This is a genomic window from Blastococcus sp. SYSU DS0539, from assembly GCF_054050855.1.
Genome location: NZ_JBJHAF010000003.1, coordinates 174,800 through 191,881, shown reverse-complemented (window position 1 = coordinate 191,881; position 17,082 = coordinate 174,800). Strand labels below are relative to the sequence as shown.

12 protein-coding genes are annotated in these 17,082 nt (G+C 74.7%); 10 read left to right on the top strand and 2 right to left on the bottom strand.

The features are described from left to right. Nucleotides 1–21 precede the first annotated feature (21 nt). Nucleotides 22–1,623, bottom strand: a complete 1,602-nt coding sequence (locus tag ACI790_RS05250) for a polysaccharide biosynthesis tyrosine autokinase (protein ID WP_456568733.1) — start codon at nt 1,621–1,623, stop codon at nt 22–24. Between the two features lie 356 nt (nt 1,624–1,979). On the opposite strand from ACI790_RS05250, the gene ACI790_RS05245 reads away from it, so the two are divergent. The 3 genes from ACI790_RS05245 (at nt 1,980) to ACI790_RS05235 (ending at nt 7,611) form a co-directional block, all read left to right on the top strand. Next, nucleotides 1,980–3,362 carry a hypothetical protein gene (locus ACI790_RS05245; protein ID WP_456568732.1) on the top strand — a complete coding sequence of 461 codons (1,383 nt, stop codon included), beginning with the start codon at nt 1,980–1,982 and terminating at the stop codon, nt 3,360–3,362. A gap of 264 nt (nt 3,363–3,626) precedes the next feature. Then, nucleotides 3,627–4,817, top strand: a complete 1,191-nt coding sequence (locus ACI790_RS05240; RefSeq protein WP_456568731.1) for an OmpA family protein — start codon at nt 3,627–3,629, stop codon at nt 4,815–4,817. A 196-nt stretch (nt 4,818–5,013) separates the two neighbouring features. Continuing rightward, nucleotides 5,014–7,611: a transglycosylase domain-containing protein gene (locus ACI790_RS05235; protein WP_456568730.1), complete on the top strand. Its 2,598-nt coding sequence runs from the start codon at nt 5,014–5,016 to the stop codon at nt 7,609–7,611. Nucleotides 7,612–7,844: 233 nt separating this feature from the next. Here the strand turns inward: ACI790_RS05235 and ACI790_RS05230 are convergent, their stop codons facing one another. Further along, entirely contained in the window at nt 7,845–9,125 is a 1,281-nt protein-coding gene (locus tag ACI790_RS05230) for an alpha-hydroxy-acid oxidizing protein (RefSeq protein WP_456568729.1), read from the bottom strand. A 249-nt stretch (nt 9,126–9,374) separates the two neighbouring features. Between ACI790_RS05230 and ACI790_RS05225 the strand changes: the two genes are divergently transcribed. The 7 genes from ACI790_RS05225 to ACI790_RS05195 all read left to right on the top strand — a co-directional run bounded on the left by ACI790_RS05225 (nt 9,375) and on the right by ACI790_RS05195 (nt 17,032). Then, entirely contained in the window at nt 9,375–10,442 is a 1,068-nt protein-coding gene (locus ACI790_RS05225) for a hypothetical protein (RefSeq protein WP_456568728.1), read from the top strand. 139 nt (nt 10,443–10,581) lie between these two features. Next, nucleotides 10,582–10,983 carry a MarR family winged helix-turn-helix transcriptional regulator gene (locus ACI790_RS05220; RefSeq protein WP_456568914.1) on the top strand — a complete coding sequence of 134 codons (402 nt, stop codon included), beginning with the start codon at nt 10,582–10,584 and terminating at the stop codon, nt 10,981–10,983. A gap of 108 nt (nt 10,984–11,091) precedes the next feature. Next, on the top strand, nt 11,092–12,642 hold the full coding sequence (locus ACI790_RS05215) for an acetolactate synthase large subunit (protein ID WP_456568727.1): 1,551 nt from the start codon (nt 11,092–11,094) through the stop codon (nt 12,640–12,642). A gap of 119 nt (nt 12,643–12,761) precedes the next feature. Further along, nucleotides 12,762–13,757, top strand: coding sequence for a tripartite tricarboxylate transporter substrate binding protein (locus ACI790_RS05210; protein ID WP_456568726.1), 996 nt, complete (start codon nt 12,762–12,764; stop codon nt 13,755–13,757). A gap of 44 nt (nt 13,758–13,801) precedes the next feature. Continuing rightward, complete coding sequence (locus ACI790_RS05205) at nt 13,802–14,797, top strand: Bug family tripartite tricarboxylate transporter substrate binding protein (RefSeq protein WP_456568725.1); 996 nt, start codon at nt 13,802–13,804, stop codon at nt 14,795–14,797. A gap of 86 nt (nt 14,798–14,883) precedes the next feature. Beyond that, nucleotides 14,884–15,336 carry a tripartite tricarboxylate transporter TctB family protein gene (locus ACI790_RS05200; RefSeq protein ID WP_456568724.1) on the top strand — a complete coding sequence of 151 codons (453 nt, stop codon included), beginning with the start codon at nt 14,884–14,886 and terminating at the stop codon, nt 15,334–15,336. 1 nt (nt 15,337) lies between these two features. Next, a complete protein-coding gene (locus tag ACI790_RS05195; RefSeq protein ID WP_456568723.1) occupies nt 15,338–17,032 on the top strand; it encodes a tripartite tricarboxylate transporter permease in 1,695 nt (564 codons plus the stop codon). The last annotated feature ends 50 nt before the right edge of the window (nt 17,033–17,082 follow it).

The window sequence follows — 17,082 nt, the reverse complement described above, 5'->3', positions numbered from 1 at the left end:
GGTCGGGCCGGCCGGCGAGCATCAGGTGGCGGCCGGCGGGGGAGCCCCCGGACCCCGGTGCGCCGAGCCGGACCAGGCCTCGGGTGGCCGGCCGTTCGGCGGAGCCGGTGGGGGGAGGGCCCCGGTGATCGGCAGTGCGTCGGGCTCCTCGGCGGCGTGCCGGTGGCGGGTGGCCCCGTGCTGGGAATCCTGGGCCTCCCGGGCCTCCCGGGCGTCCTCGCCGAGCCCGCGGGCGGGCAGCGCGTGGTCGCCGGTGTGCCGCCGGCCGGTGTCGGGCGCGTAGCTCCGCCGCCCGCCGCTGGGGGTCGTGGTGGACGGCATGCGGTTGACCACCAGCCCGAGGACGTCCGCGCGTACCCGGCTGATGGCCGCCATGGCCTCCGCCAGCTGGTCCTGGGTGGTCCGCCCGAAACGGGCCACCACCAGGCAGCCGTCGGCCAGCGCGCTCAGGACCGCGCCGTCGACGACGGACAGCAGCGGTGGCGCATCGACGATCACCTGGTCGTAGTCGTCCCGGGTCTGCGCCAGCAGCGAGCGCATCGCCGGCGAGCCGAGCTGCTCCGCCGGCTCCGCGGGGAGGGGACCGGCGTCCAGCACGGTCAGCGTGCTCTCGCCCCACGGCACCGTGGCCTCGCGCAGCTCGACAGCGCCGGCGAGGACGTCGGTGAGCCCGGGGCCGGTCGGGAGGCCGAGCCCCCGCGCCACCCGCGGCCGCCGCAGGTCGCCGTCGACCAGCAGGACCCGGCTCCCCGACCTCGCGAGGGAGACGGCCAGGTTGACCGCCACCGTCGACGCGCCGTCCCCGGGCATGGCCCCGGCGACGACGACGACCCGGGGCTGCTCCTGGGGGCCGACGTGCTGCAAGTTGACCCCGATCGTCCGGAACGCCTCCGCGACGGCCGACTGGCCGGTGGTCGTGCCGGAGGCGAGGTGCCGGCGCGTCAGCTGCCGGTCGGCCGGCACCCGTCCGAGGACCTCCGCGCCGGCGGCGGCCACCAGCTCCTCCTCGCTGCGGAGGCTCCGGTCCATGCGCACGCTCAGCAGGGCCATCCCGATCCCGAGGAGGAGTCCCAGCGCACCGCCGAGCGTGAGCGTCCGAGCGGTGGCCGGGCTCACCGGGGACGCGTTGTAGGTGGGCGGCTCCATGACCTCCACCTCGACGGTCGGCGTCGGCACGCCCTCGGGGGTCTCCAGCTGCCGCACCCGGTTGATGAAGTTCTCGGCCACGGAGGTGGCGATGAGCTGTGCGCGGTCGGGTGCGGTGTCGGTGACCGTGACCTCGAGGACGACGGTGTCCGGCAGCGGGGTGGCCGTGACCATCTCGGTCAGCTCCACGGCCGTGATCGGCAGGCCGAGGTCGTCGACGACCTGCTGGGCGAGCTCCCGGCCGGTGAGCACCTGCGCGTAGGTGACGATCCGCTGCTGGGAGAACTGCTGGTTGCCGTAGGGGTCCCGCGACTCCGAGGACTCAGGGGTCACGTCGACGAAGAACTGCGTCGTGGATTCGTACCGCCGCTCCGCGGACCAGTTGAGGAACGCGGCGACGGCCAGGCCGAGGAGCAGCCCGGCCGCGATGTACCGCCGTTTGGTGCGCAGCGCACGCAGCGCGTCGGTCCCTTCCACTCACTTCCCCGTTCTCGGTCGGAGCTCGGCGGCTCCGGGGTCGGTCCTCGCCCGGCTCAGGGCCTACGTGGGCACGGACCGTAATGCCGGAACGGGCACGTCTGGACCCCTCCCGGTACGGCGGGCGAATCGTCGCTGCTCCGGGCGACGCCCTCCGCGGCGGAACAGGCGGGTTTTCCAGCGGTTACGCCGATACGTGGTCAACACATGACTTTCTGCTACAGGGGCCTGTCGTCGCGGTGAGTGCTGAGTCTTGATACGTACTGTGATCTCCTCGCCTGTGCCGCTCCCCGCACGCGGATCCGGCGGCGAGCAAGCACTACTCCGCGCCGCCCCGGCTGGTTAGCGTGCCGGGCGTGAAGCAGAAGCTCGGCCCGTGGCGCTGGGCGGCGTTGTTGCTGCTGGGCTACGTCCTGGCGCGGCCGGTCTCGACCAACGTCGTCCTGGTGCCCGTGCTGGCCGCCCTCGGGGCGCTGTCGGCGGGCACGATCGTGCTGGCGCGCCGCCGGCTCGCCCCGCCCCTGGTGCCGGTCGTGCTGGTGACCTTCACCTTCGCGCTGGTCGGCCTGCTGGCGGGCCCGACGAACCCGGGGTTCACGGGCGGCTTCCTCGTCTTCGTCGCCGCGCCGCTGCTGTGGTGGATGGCCGCGACGGCCGTGGACGAGCGGACCGTGCAGGCGGTCTTCACGACGCTCGCGGTGGTCACGGTGATCATCGGCGGCACGATCTCCCTGTATGCCGCGGGCAGCACCGGGGCGGTCCCGCAGCTCGTCCCGTCCTGGCTGCTGGACCAGTACGGTGCCGGCTTCGGTGGTGCCGGGGATTACACCGAGGTCCGCCTCTACGGGCTCTCGACGCTGGTCGCCGCCGGGCCGCTGTGGATCGCTTCGCTGTTCGTCGGCCAGGACCGCCTGCTCCCGCCGAACTGGCTGCGGCTCGTCGCCGCGCTCGCCGCGACGGCCGGAACCCTGGCCGGTGGCCGTCGCGCCCTCGCCCTCGTGCTCGTCCTGGCGCCGCTCATCGGCTGGCTCCTGCGCATGGCCCTCCAGGGCCGCCGGCCGGCCGAGGGGACCACGGTGCGGGGGCGCATCCTCCTCGCCGGCGCGGCGGCTGTCGTCGTGGGCGGCTTCATGCCCGGGCTCTTCTCCGGCGGTGTGATCGGTGCCGCCTGGCGGAGCGTCACCAGCTACGTGACCGGCGCGGTCTTCCCCGATGCCAGTGCCGCGGACGACCGCCTGCGGGCCTACCAGGCCGATCGCCTGCTCGAGGAGTGGAGCGAGAAGCCCCTGTTCGGGCACGGCTTCGGAGCGGTGATCGACGGCTTCGCCCGGGACCCGGTGGAGCCGTGGCGCTGGGAGCTCCAGTACCACGGGTTGCTGTTCCAGACCGGGGTGGTGGGCATGTCGATCGTGCTGGTCGGCGCGTTCCTCACGCTGTGGGTGGTGGTCCGGGCCGCGCGGGCGAGGCCCGACCTGGTACCCAGCCTGGTGGTCGCGTGCACCGGCGCTGCCGGGATGTTGATCGGGAACGCGACGAACCCGTACCTGCAGGCTCCCGGTCACGTCTGGTCCATCTTCCTGCCGGTCGCGGTCGCCAACATCGCGCTGCTGAGCGGCGGCCGGCGGGAGAAGCGGACCCTCGAGCCGGCGGTGGCGGGTGCGCGCGCCGGTGGAACGGGTCCCGAGCGGTGGGACGAGCGCGCGGCGGTGCCGGCGCGTGGTGCGACCCGTGCCCCCTGAGGCCGCCGGCGGGCGGTCCGCGCCGCCACCCGTCGCCACCCGGCCACGGGCAGTGCTCCGCACGGCCGGCGGTCGCGGGGGAACGGCCCGGATCCGCTTCCCGTGCACCGAAGTCCCCCACCGACCGCGATGAGGGCGTACGGTGCCGGCGCAGCGGCGGAGGCGTCCGATCCCTGCCTGCTGGGGGGAGGAAGGCGTGCGGGCCTCGCCGCGGTCGTGGTGAGCCGTGCGGTCACGTGTGAGCAGAGGCATCACGGGGGCGTCGTGGCAGGAGATCGAGCGGGTGCGGGCCGTGCCGGGGCCACGTCCCGGGGATCGCGGAGGACCGTCGCGTCCCCGTGGTCCGCGGGGGCCATCGCGGCCGCCGTCGCCGCCGGGCTCGCCGGGTGCGGCGGCGGTGCCACCGCCGCACCCGCTCCCACCGAGCCCACCGGGGCGCTCGCCGTCGTCGTGGGTGCCCGCGCCAACATGCCGCCCGCCGCACTCGACGACCGCTCGGCGAGCGTCGTCGACATGGCAGTCGGCCAGCGATCAGCGTTCTCGCTGGCCGTCGCCGACGGAGCGCCGTACCTGGACGGGGCGGCCGGCTCTCCGGCGCTCACCGACCGGCGGTCCGTCGATGAGGCGGTCGCCGGGGCCCGGGCCCGGACGGCGGGGTCCGATCTGCTCGGCGCCCTGGACCTGGCCGGGGATGCGCTCGCCGGGCAGACCGGGCTGCGCACCCTCGTCGTCCTCGACTCCGGGCTGTCGACCACCGGTGCCCTCGACCTCACCACGCCGGGGATGCTGGACGCCCACCCGCAGGAGGTCGCCGAGGCGCTGGGTGACGCCGAGCGCCTGCCCGACCTGTCGGGTGTCCGCGTCGTCCTCCACGGCCTGGGGGACACGGCCGCTCCCCAGCAGCCGCTGGACCCGATCCGTCGCGCCCAGCTGGTGGCGCTCTGGAGCACCGTGGTCCGGGAAGCCGGTGCGGTGAGCGTCCACGTGGAGCCGGCGCCGCTGGAGGGGGTGCCCGATCCCGCGCTGCCCCCGGTCGCGACCGTCGGGACGGACCCGGGCTACCGCTGCGCCGGGAGGACCATGACCCTCACCGGTGGCCCCTTCGCCTTCCGGCCGAACAGCGACCAGTTCCTCGACCCGGCGGCGGCCCAGGGCGTCCTGCGCGGGATCGCCGAGCAGCTCGTCGCCGGCCAGGTGGTCGCCACCCTGTTCGGCACCACCGCGGCCATCGGCGAGCCCGCCGACCAGGTCCGGTTCAGCGACGAGCGGGCGCAGGCGGTGGCCGATCTCCTTATCGCGCTCCAGGTGCCGATCCCGCAGCTGCACGTCGAGGGGCTGGGAAGCGCCTTCGAGGGCTACGTCACCGACCGCGACGCGGAGGGCCGGCTGCTCCCGGCCGCGGCCGCGCTCAACCGCACGGTGCGCATCGAGTTCTCTGCGCCGGTCACCTGCTGAGCCGTCCGGAGACCCTGCCCGAGGCGCTTTCCGGGGCGAGGCGGCGGTGCTCGCGCCCCGGCAGGGCCGCGGCCGTGCGTATTGCGATCGCGTGACAGATCCCCCGTCCGGGAGGCGGATCTCGCGCGGAGGGGTATCGAGGAGCGGGGTCCGCTCCGCGTGGGCACCGCTGTTGTCGCCTGCGCCGAGGAGTTCCGTGTCGTCCCGTCCCCCCTCCGAGGGCCTGCTGCTGCCCGGGATCGAGGAGGCGCCCGGCGCCAGGCCGCGACGGGTCGGCGCGGTGCTGAAGCTGGCGCTGGCCGTGGTGCTGGCCGGGGCGCTGCTCGCCGGTTTCGCGCTGCCGATCGTGGGCGGGGCCTCGGTCGCCTCCCGCGCCGGCGCCGATGTGCTGCGGCCGGTCACCGACGAACTGCTCGACCGCACGCCGACCGGCAACACCCGGGTCCTCGCCGCCGACGGCTCGCTCATCGCGGAGTTCTACCGGCGCAACCGCACCGTGGTGCCCAGCGAGGCGATCGCCCCCGTGATGAAGGACGCGCTGGTCGCGATCGAGGACAGCCGCTTCTTCTCCCACGCCGGCGTCGACGGCAAGGGCCTGGCCCGGGCGCTCCTGCGCAACCTGTCGGCCGGCGAGGTCGTCGAGGGCGGCTCCACGCTCACCCAGCAGCTGGTCAAGCAGATCCGGCTGCAGTCGGCCACCGACCCCGACGCCCGCGAGGCTGCCACCGACGAGAGCATCGCCCGCAAGCTCCGCGAGGCGCAGCTGGCCCTCGCGATGGAGGAGGAGTACAGCAAGGACGAGATCCTCACCCGCTACCTGAACCGGGTGTACTTCGGTGCCGGCGCCTACGGTGTGGCCGCGGCGGCCGAGACCTACTTCGACGTGCCGCCGGACGCGTTGACGCTCGCCCAGGCCGCCACCCTCGCCGGCCTGGTGCAGAGCCCCACCCAGTACGACCCGTTCGTCGCGCCCGAGCGCGCCACCGAGCGGCGCGACGTCGTCCTCGCCCGGATGGCCGAGCTCGGGCTGGCCGACCCGGCCGCCGTCGAGGAGGCCCGCAGCGCCCCCGTCGTCCTGACGCCCGGTGCAGGTGAGCCGCGCGGCTGCCGCGAGGTCCGGCTGGGCGCCTTCTTCTGCGACTACGCCCTGAGCTACCTGACGGACACCCTGGGCATCTCCCGGGAGGAGATCGACACCGGGGGCCTGACCGTCGAGACGACGATGGACCCGGCGATGCAGCAGGCGGGGGACGCCGCCGTGCTGCGGACCCTGACCCGGGAGGACTCGCGGGCCGGCATCTACACCGCGGTGGAGCCCGGCACCGGCCGGGTGCTCGCCATGGCGGTCAACCGCTTCTTCGGCGCCGCTGAGGGGGACCGGACGAGGACGACGGTCAACCTCAACGTCGTGGCCGGCCAGGGCACCGGGTCGACCTACAAGGTGTTCACCGCGGCCGCCGCGCTCGAGCAGGGCTACGGGCTCGACCACGAGATCACCACCCCCGACCCGTACGTGTCGACGGTGTACCGCGACGGCGACGGGCCCTACGACGTCGAGAACGCCGGTCGCTACCGGCAGCGGCTGGACATGGAGCAGGCGCTCTACATGTCCTCGAACACCTACTTCCTGGCGCTGGAGGACCAGCTCGGCAGCGTCGAGGCGCCCGTGCGCATGGCGCAGCGGCTGGGGCTGGCCTCGCTCGACCCGGTCGCCGACCAGGTCGTGGCCGAGAACCGCGGCTCGTTCACCTTCGGCGCCGAGGCGACCAGCCCGCTGCACCTGGCCAACGCGTACGCGACGCTCGCCGCCGGCGGCACCCGCTGCGTGCCGACCCCGATCGCCCGCGTCCTCGACCGCAACGGCGAGCCGCTGCTCGGCGAGGACGGGCAGCCGCTCGGAGGCCCCCGCTGCGAGGGCGAGGTGGTGCCCCCCGGGCTGGCGCACACCCTCAACCAGGCGCTGCGCAAGGACGTCGAGCCGGGCCATCCCGGGCAGACCGGCCGCCGCGCGTACGTCCCCGGGCACCAGATCGCCGGGAAGACCGGTACCACGCAGGACAACTTCTCCGTCACCTTCGTCGGCTACACGCCCCAGGTGGCGGCCAGCGTGATGGTCTACAACCCCGTGCAGAACCAGGACGTCGGCGGCTTCGGTGGCGGCATGCCCGCCCAGATCTGGCACGACGCCATGCAGCCGATCCTGAGCGCGCGGGAGCCGGTGCCCTTCGCGCCGGCCGACCCGTTCTACGTGCAGGGCACCCGGGAGACCGTGCCCACCGGCTGCGTCGGCCGGTCCGCCGACCGGTGCCGCGGCCTGCTCGGGTCCCGGGACCTGGGGGCCACCCTGGTCTCCGTCGACAGCGCCCGCCGGCCGGGTGTCGTCGTCGGCGTCGACCCCGGTCCGGGGACGATCGTGGACCGGAGCCGCGCCGTGACGGTGCTGGTCAGCAACGGTGCCCGGTGGACGCCGCCGCCCCCGCCCCCGCCCCCGCCGCCGCCGCCGAGCCCGGAGCCGCCGCCTCCGCCGCCGAGCCCGGAGCCGCCGCCTCCGCCGCCGAGCCCGGAGCCCCCGCCGCCGAGCCCGGAGCCGCCGCCTCCGCCGCCGAGCCCGGAGCCGCCGCCTCCGCCGCCGAGCCCGGAGCCGCCGCCTCCGCCGCCGAGCCCGGAGCCGCCGCCTCCGCCGCCGAGCCCGGAGCCGCCGCCTCCGCCGCCGGACGAGCCGACGGAGCCGCCCCCGGGCGAGCCGACGGAGCCGCCCCCCGGCGAGCCGACGGACCCCGCGTCCGGGGCGTAGCCGGCGGGCACGGCGGCGCCGCCCCCGGCGCCGCGGAGCCGACGCCGAGCACGGCGGGGAGGGAGTGGGGGCGGGGGGCCGGTTCTGACGGTCTGGCCGCGTTGGTCGGTCTACCCAGCAGTGGGTAGCCACTCGGTTCCCGGCTACCCCCGCCCATCCCTACTGTGAGCCCGGTCACAGCGAGAGTCAACCCGCTGCGGGGTGTCGTGCGTCGTCCGGTGCGGAGCCGCAGGTCAGGGGACGCGGCGCAGGATCTCCGGGCTCAGCTGGTCGACGGCGGTGTGCCCGGTCAGCCCCAGGGTGAGGTCGAACTCGCCCAGCACGTCGGAGACGACCTGCCGCACGCCCTCCTCGCCGCCGAGGGCCAGCCCCCAGGCGAACGGCCGGCCCAGCAGCACCGCGCGGGCGCCCAGGGCGACCGCGGTGAACACGTCCGCACCCGTCCGGACGCCGCTGTCCAGCAGCACCGGCGCCCGGTCGCCGATGGCCGCGACGACGTCGGGCAGCGCGTCCAGCGCCGCGATGGAGCGGTCGATCTGCCGGCCGCCGTGCGTGCTGACCACGACGCCGTCCATGCCCTCGTCCAGCGCCCGCCGGGCGTCGTCGGGGTGCAGCACGCCCTTGAGCAGGATCGGCAGCTTCGTGCGCGAGCGCAGCCAGGCGAGGTCGGTCCAGCTGATGGACGGCCGCGAGTAGATGGACAGGAACGTGTCGACGGCGGCGCGGGGGAGCGGCGAGCGCAGGTTGTCGCGCAGCGAGCCCGGCCACGCCTTCGCCATCCCGACCAGCGCCCTGACCGCGGCCGGCGTCGGGCGCGGCTGCGGCTCCTTCGGCCCGCCGGCCGCCGCCCGCTCCTCGACCAGCCGGCGGAAGACCGGGTCGGAGGTGTACTGCGCGATGCCCTTGCCCAGGGCGAACGGCAGGTGCCCCAGGTCCAGGTCGCGCGGGCGCCAGCCGAGCATCGTGGTGTCGAGGGTGACCACGAGGGCATCGCAGCCGGCCGCCTCGGCCCGGCCGATGAGGCTCTCCACGAGCTCGTCGGAGCTGGACCAGTACAGCTGGAACCAGCGCGGCGCGTCGCCCATCGCCGCCGCGCACACCTCCATCGGCACCGAGCCCTGGTTGGAGAACACCATCGGCACCCCGGTGGCGGCGGCCGCGCGGGCCACGGCGAGGTCGGCCTCGTCGTGCACCAGTTCGAGGGCGCCGACCGGTCCGAGCAGCAGGGGGGCCGGCAGTCGGCGCCCGAACAGCTCCACCGACGTGTCCCGGACGCTGGCGTCGCGCAGCACCCGCGGCACGACCGCCCACCGGTCGAAGGCCGCCCGGTTGGCGCGCTGGGTCGTCTCGTCCCCGGCGCCGCCGGCGACGTAGGCGTAGGCCCGGGCGTCGAGCACCTTCCTGGCGCGCTCCTGCAGCGGGCGGATGCCCACGGGCACGCGAGGAGAGCGGCCGAACACCCCGGCCCGGTAGACCTCGTTCTGCCGCCGCCGCCCCACGCCCGCTGTGTCCACGCGGACACCGTAGTGACGCCTCTCACCGCCGCGGCGAGGCCCCCGGACGGCGGACCGGTGTGTGCCCGGTGGCGCCGCAGGGAACGAATCGTCGACACGCCGCACGACACGCACGACACGGGCGTAACAGGGTGGCAACGAACCGTCACGTCAGGCATCATCTGGAACTCGAGTGCATCGGAACAGGAGGACGGCCTGACCACCAGGTTCGAGCGAGCCACCGAGCCGACGTCGACGACGCCGGCCCGCGTGACCCGCACCGCCCTCTCCGCCGGTGTCGTGACCGGTCTGCTCGTCCTCCTGCTCGGCGCCGCGGTCTCCGGAGCGGCCCCGGCGCGCGCGATCGACGACCCCACCCGCCCCGACGCCCGCGTCACCCACGGGCCCAGCTGCCGGCCGGGCGGCATCGTGGTCGAGGTCGTCGCGGGCACCGCCCCCTACGGCGTCCGGCTGGCCACCAGCCGCCGGCCCGCGGGCGAGGACGAGGCCGTCCTCGCCGCCCAGGGGAGCGTGGTGCTCCGCACCGGCGACGTCGCCCCCGGCGAGACGATCGACCCGCGGCTGGAGTTCACCGCCCGGGACGGCTCCGGCCTCGCCTACGTCGACGAGCTCGAGGACTACACGCTCACCCGGCCCACGGTGGAGGACTGCGAGGCGGCCCTGTCCCCGCCGCCGCCCCCGCCGGCACCGCCCACCGCCACGGTGGAGCCGACCGGCCCGAGCCCCTCGCCCGCGGGCGGCACGACCGCCGGCCCCCGGCCGAGCGCCCCGGGCACCCCGAACGGCACGACGACGCCCGGCACCACGGCGAGCAGCGGTGCGACCACGACGCCGACCACGGGCGGTGCCACCCCCGTCGGGAGCGCGCCGTCCCGCACGTCCGAGACCGCGCTCGTCCCGGCGTCCGGGCCGACCGGTACCGCGCACGTGCAGCCCGGCGGCACGGTGACCCTGCGCGGGGCCGGCTTCGTCCCCGGCGAGCAGGTCCGCATCGTGCTGCACGGCAGCGACACCCTCCTGGCCACGGCGACGGCGGATCCCGCCGGCGAGGTGCGGGTGGACGTGCGCATCCCCGCCGAGGCGCCGGCGGGCCTGGCGACCCTCGACCTCGTCGGCGCGGACTCCGCGGTGAGCACCGGCGTCGACCTGCGGGTCGCCGCGGCCTCCGAGCCGGTCGCCCCGGCCCGCGGCGCCGTCTCGCTGGCCTCGCTCGTCGCCGCGGCGGTGGCGCTCGTGACGACGGCGGGCGGGCTGGTCTCCGTCGCCGGGCGGCAGCACGCCGACCGTCGCGGGCGCGGCCCGGCCGCGACCGCCTGAGCCCGGTTTCGCCGGGGACCGATCAGGGGACGACAAGCGGGTGCCACGGTCCGAGGACGCGCTCGCGCGCGGTGTCCCCCGGGATGCCGCCGCTCTTCCCGGAGCAGTTCCCCGCCCCGCCGAGACGTGGTTGCGCATCGTGCAGGTGCACGACCGCATCACCCGGCGGGTCGACTCGGCGCTGCACCGCCACCACGACCTCTCCCTCACCGGCTTCGAGGCGCTCCGCCGGGTCGCCGAGTCGCCGGGCGAGCGGGCCTCGATGGGGGAGGTCGCCGACGCCGTCGGACTGTCCCGGCCCGGTGTGACCAGCACGATCAACCGGCTGGTGGCCCAGGGCCTGGTGATCCGCGAGCGCGGGGCGGGGGACAAGCGGCTGCTGCACGCCCGGCTCACGCCGGCCGGGCGGGAACGGGTCGAGGCGGCGCGCGTCACCCACGACGACCTCGTCGCGCACCTGCTGGGCCTGCTCGGGAACGACGCCGCCGTCGTCACCGACGCCCTGGCCCGCGTCTCCGCGGCCACCAAGGGCCGCCGCTGACCCTCGGACCCGGCATGAGGTGGTGGGTCCAGCGCCGCGTACGGTGCCGCCCATGGGCGCGCACGGTGATGCAGGCCACCTCCGAGCCGACCGGACGGGAGCGGCCGCGTGAACGGCGCGCAGGCCCTCATCCGGACGCTGATCGACGGCGGCGTCGACGTCTGCTTCAGCAATCCGGGCACCTCGGAGATGCACTTCGTCGCGGCGCTCGACGCCGTTCCCGAGATGCGCGGGGTGCTCTGCCTGTTCGAGGGCGTGGCGACCGGTGCCGCGGACGGCTACGGCCGGATGACCGACCGGCCGGCCGGCGTCCTGCTGCACCTCGGGCCGGGGCTGGCCAACGGGCTGGCCAACCTGCACAACGCGCGCCGCGCCGCGACGCCGATGGTCACCGTCGTCGGTGACCACGCCGGCTACCACAAGGAGTACGACTCCCCGCTGGAGAGCGACATCGACGCGCTCGCCGGCACGGTGTCCCGCTGGGTGCGCCGGTCCGGGCGCGCCGCCGACGTCGCGGCCGACGCGGCGGCGGCGATCGCCGCGGCCTGCTCGCCGCCCACGGGGATCGCGACGCTCATCCTCCCCGCCGACGTCTCCTGGTCCGAGGGCGCCGAGCCCGCGGCGCCCCGGCCGGCCGGCCGGCCGAGGACGGTGCCGGACGACGTCGTCGCGGAGATCGCCGGGCTCCTGACCTCCGGTGAGCCCTGCGCGGTCCTCGTGGGTGGGGCGGCGACGCGGGCGCCGGGGCTGCGGGCGGCGAGCCGGGTGGCGCGGGCGTCCGGGGCGCGGCTGTTCTGCGAGACCTTCCCGGCGCGGTTGGAGCGCGGGGAGGGCCTGCCGCCCGTCGAGCGCCTGCCCCGGGCCGGGCAGCAGGTGGCCCAGCGGCTGGCCGGCGTCCGGCACCTCGTCCTCGTCGGCGCGCGGCCGCCGGTGGAGTTCTTCGCCTACCCCGACCGGCCCAGCAGCCTGGTCCCCGACGGTTGCCAGGTGCACGTGCTCGCCGACGGCGGGGACGACGTCCTCGCCGCGCTCGGCGCGCTGGCCGACCTCGTCGGCCCGGCCGCCGAGGCCGACCGGCAGCCCCTGCTGCGCCCCGACCTGCCCACCGGCGCGCTCACCCCGGACACCGTCGGCGCCGCGCTGGGCGCGCTGCTGCCGGAGGGGGCGATCGTGGTGGACGAGGGGGTGACGTCGTCGCGGCAGATGCCCGTCCCGACGGCCGGTGCGCCGCGGCACGACTGGCTGACGCTCACCGGCGGGGCGATCGGCCAGGGCCTCCCGGTCGCCACGGGGGCGGCGGTCGCCCGCCCCGGGCAGCGCGTCGTCTGCCTCGAGGGCGACGGCAGCGCGATGTACACCATCTCGGCGCTGTGGACCCAGGCCCGCGAGTCGCTCGACGTGACCACCGTCGTCTTCAGCAACCGGTCCTACCGCATCCTCGAGGGCGAGCTCCGCAACGTCGGGGCGGAGGCCTCCGGGCCGCGGTCGAGGGACCTGCTGGAGCTGGCCCGGCCGGACCTCGACTTCGTCTCGCTGGCCGCCGGGATGGGCGTGCCCGGCAGCCGGGCGACGACGGCGGAGGAGTTCGCCGAGCAGTTCCGCCGGGCGAACGCCGAGCCGGGACCGCACGTGATCGACGTCGTGCTCGCGATGCCCTGACCGAGTCCGGATCGTTGTCGTTTCGGGGGGCTGCCCGGGCCCCCCTGTGCTTGTATCCAGGTGATCCACACCACCGGCCGGGGCATCCGGTGGCGACCGGTCAACGACGATCGTTGGGAATGAGCATGCGCATCTCGTCAGGCATCGCGGGCGTCGCCCTGATCAGCCTCCTCGCCGCGTGCGGCGGGGACGACGGCGGTGACACCACCACCGGCGGGAACGGCGGCGACGCGGCGTCCTACCCGACCGAGTCGATCCGGATGCTGGTGCCCTACGGCGCCGGCGGGCCCACCGACCTGACCACCCGCACCATGGGCGCATGCGTCGAGGAGGAGCTCGGGCAGACCGTGGTGGTCGAGAACATGCCGGGCGGTTCCGGCGCACTCGCGACGACGGAGCTGATCGGCGCCGAGCCCGACGGGCACACGCTGTCGCTGGTCACCGCGGGCACCATGGTGCTGACCCCGCTGGCCAACGAGGTGGGCTACACCAAGGACGACATCACGCCGGTCGGCGTCATGACCGAGGTGCCGTCGGTCCTCGCGGTCGGGGAGAACTCGCCCTACGCCTCCGCGGAGGACTTCTTCGCCGCGGTCGAGGCCCAGCCGGGCACGGTGACGGTGGGCACGCCCGGCGCCTCGACGCCCCAGGCCATCGAGCTGCAGCGGTTGGCCGAGGAGCACGGGGTCGAGGTCACCGCCGTGCCGTTCAACGGCAACGCCGAGATGACCACCGCCCTCCTCGGCGGCAACGTGGACGCCGTGCTGATCAACGCCTCGAGCGACGTGGTGCAGAACATCGAGTCGGGCGCCTTCGTCCCGCTCGTCGCCTCGCCCGAGGAGCGGCTGTCCTGGTTGCCCGACACCCCGACCTTCACCGAGCTGGGCTACGACGGCCTGACCCTCTCCGGCTCGACCTTCGGGCTCGCCGGCCCCGCCGGACTGCCCGACGACGTCGTCTCGACGCTGGAGGACACCCTGCAGACCTGCCTGGACAAGCCGGAGGTGCGCGAGCAGCTCGGCGAGGAGTACGTCCTCGAGGAGTTCGCGGGGGCAGAGGAGCTCGCCGAGGTCCTCGACCGCACCCAGGAGGTCTACGAACCGATCCTCGGCTGACCGCTCTTCCGCACGCTTCCCGCCCCCGACCATCGGAGGAACCCATGCGCCGTACCCGCTCCACCTGGCCCGCGTTGATCGCCGCGTCCGTGCTCACCCTCGCCGCCTGCGGCGGTGAGGGCGCCGGCACCGAGGACTCCGGCGGTGGCGACGCCGCCGCCGGCTACCCGACCGAGAGCATCAACCTGATCGTCCCCTACGCCCCCGGTGGCCCGACCGACCTCGCCGCGCGCACCATCGGCAGCTGCCTCGAGGAGGAGCTGGGCCAGACGGTCGTCGTGGAGAACCGCGAGGGCGCCTCGGGCTCGGTCGGCATGCAGGCGATGCTCGCCGGGGGCAACGACGGGTACACGCTGTCGCTGATCGCGGTGCCGGCCTCGGCCACCAACCCGCTGCAGGACGACGTCGGCTACACCAACGAGGACTACCTCCCGATCGCCGCGGTCACCGAGATCCCGTCGGCGCTCATCGTGGGGGCGGACTCGCAGTTCGCCACCGCCGAGGAGTTCTTCAGCTACGCCGAGGAGAACCCCGGCGAGCTCAACGTCGGCGTCCCCGGCACGACGACGTCGCAGGCCATGGAGCTGCGGCGGCTCGCCGAGGAGTACGGCGTCGAGGTCACGGCGGTGCCCTTCACCGGCAACGCCGAGATGACCACGGCGATCCTCGGCGGCAACGTCGACGCCATCTTCATCAACTCCTCCCAGGACGTCCTGGAGAACATCGACGCCGGCAGCTTCGTCCCGCTGGCGATCAGCCCGCCGGAGCCGGTGGACTACATCGATGCGCCGACCCTGGCGGAGTCCGGGTTCGAGGAGCTCACCAACAGCGTGTCGGTCTTCGGGCTGGCGGCGCCGGCGGGCGTTCCCGACGAGGTCGTCTCCACGCTCGAGGAGACGGTGGACACCTGCCTGCAGAAGGACGAGGTCCGCGAGCAGCTGGGGGAGCAGTACGTGCCCGACGAGTTCATCGGGAGCGACGAGTTCTCCACCCGGATCGACGAGATCGTCGAGGCCTACGGGCCGATCCTCCAGGAGTGAGCCACCCCGCCGCCGCGGGGGCCGGTGCCGCACCGGCCCCCGCGAGGCACGACCCGGCCCCGTCCTCGCGTTCCCCGGAGACCCTGATGTCGAAGCAGTTGCACCGGATCGGGCCGCTGGTCCTGGTGCTCCTCGGCGTGGCCGCCCTGCTGGGCGCCCGCAACCTGGGCCTCGGGGAGCTGAGCGCCCCGGGGCCGGGCCTGTGGCCGTTCATCGTGTCGATCCTGCTCACCGGAACGGGCTTGATCCTGCTGTTCGTCGACGACCCCGAGGAGTACGAGCCGTGGACCCGCGGCACCCTCGGGATCGCCATGGGCCTGGTCAGCCTCGGGGTGTTCGTCGTGCTCTTCCAGACGATCGGGTTCCTGGTGTCGGCCGTGCTCATGCTGCTGTTCTGGCTGCGGATCTTCGCCCGGGAGCCGTGGCGCTGGGCCGTTCCCCTCGCGGTGATCGGGGCGCTGGTCTTCCACCTGCTGTTCGTGGAGGCGCTGGCCGTACCCTTCCCCGACGGCATCGTCTTCGCACCGTTCGGGGGCTGACGTGGAAATCCTCGAGGGCATCGGCCAGGGCTTCTCGGTCGCCCTGGACCCGACCAACCTGCTCTACGTCTTCCTCGGCGTCCTGATCGGCACGGTCATCGGTGTGCTGCCGGGCCTCGGGCCGACGGCGACCATCGCGCTGCTGCTGCCGCTGACCTACGAGATCGAGCCCGTCACCGCGGTCATCCTGCTGGCGGGCATCTACTACGGGTCGATGTACGGCGGCACGATCACCTCGGTGCTGCTGCAGCTGCCCGGTGAGGCCGCGTCGGTGGTCACCACCTTCGACGGCTACCAGATGGCCAAGCAGGGCCGGGCCGGCCCGGCGCTGGGTATCGCCGCGATCGGCTCCTGGGTCGGCGGCACGGTCGCCGTCATCGGGCTGACGCTGCTCGCGCCGCCGCTGGCCGACCTCGCCGTCTCCTTCGGCCCGCCCGAGTACGTGGCCCTCACCGCGCTCGGCATCCTGCTGGTCACCTACCTGGGCACCCGACACCCGATCAAGAGCCTGTCGATGGCCGCTCTCGGCCTGCTGCTGGCGACGATCGGGCAGGACGCGATCACCGGCACCACCCGCTTCACCTTCGGCCAGATCTCGCTCTTCGACGGGCTGGACTTCGTCGCCGTGGCGATGGGTCTCTTCGGCGTCGGCGAGATCCTCTACAACGTCGAGCAGACCGAGAAGGCGCAGGCGGTCATCGGCAAGGTCAAGAACATCTGGCCGAGCCGCAAGGACCTGAAGGACTCCTCCGGTGCGATCGCCCGCGGCTCGGTGGTCGGCTTCTTCATCGGGGTGCTGCCCGGCGGTGGTGGGGTCATCTCCTCGCTGGCCTCCTACGCGATGGAGAAGCGGCGGGCCAAGGACCCGACCCGGTTCGGGAAGGGCGCCATCGAGGGCGTCGCCGGGCCGGAGACGGCGAACAACGCGTCGTCCACGTCGGCGTTCATCCCGCTGCTGACCCTCGGCATCCCGGCCAACGTCGTGCTCGCCCTGATCTTCGGGGCCCTGCTCATCCAGGGCGTCACACCCGGCCCGCAGCTCATCTCGCAGAACCCGGAGATCTTCTGGGGCGTCATCGCCTCGATGTACATCGGGAACCTGATGCTGCTGATCCTGAACGTCCCGCTGGTCGGCTTCTTCGTGCAGCTGCTGCGGGTCCGCTCGGGCATCCTCGCCTCGTTCGCCCTGCTGGTCACGATGGCCGGGGTCTTCTCGGTGAACAACGACCCGTTCGACATGTGGGTCGTGCTGGTGTTCGGCATCGTCGGTTGGCTGATGAAGAAGACCGGCTTCGAACCCGGTCCGCTGGTGCTCGCCTTCGTCCTGGGCGCGATCCTCGAGCGGGCGTTCCGCCAGTCGATGCTGCTCTCCGGCGGCGAGTTCTCGATCTTCGTCACCCGGCCGATGTCGGGCACCCTCTTCGCCGCGATGGCGCTGGTCGTCATCGTCAGCACGGTCGCCGGCATCCGTCGCCGGCGGCGCAGCCGCCCGGCCACGCCGGGTGAGGGGGACCTGGCGGCGACCGGCACCACCGCGGAGCCCGAGGGCACCCCCGGTGCGCAGGCCGTCGATCGGGACGACGAGGCCGTGACCACGGCGCCCCGTGACGGCACCGGTCCCACCGGACCGGGTGACGGCACCGGAGGGACCGGGTCGACGGCGCAGGGGAGGGGGTCGGGAACCGACCGTGCGTGACCGGCCGTGGCGGGTAGCGCCGTCGGCGTCCGGCCGCTCTGCAGCGGCAC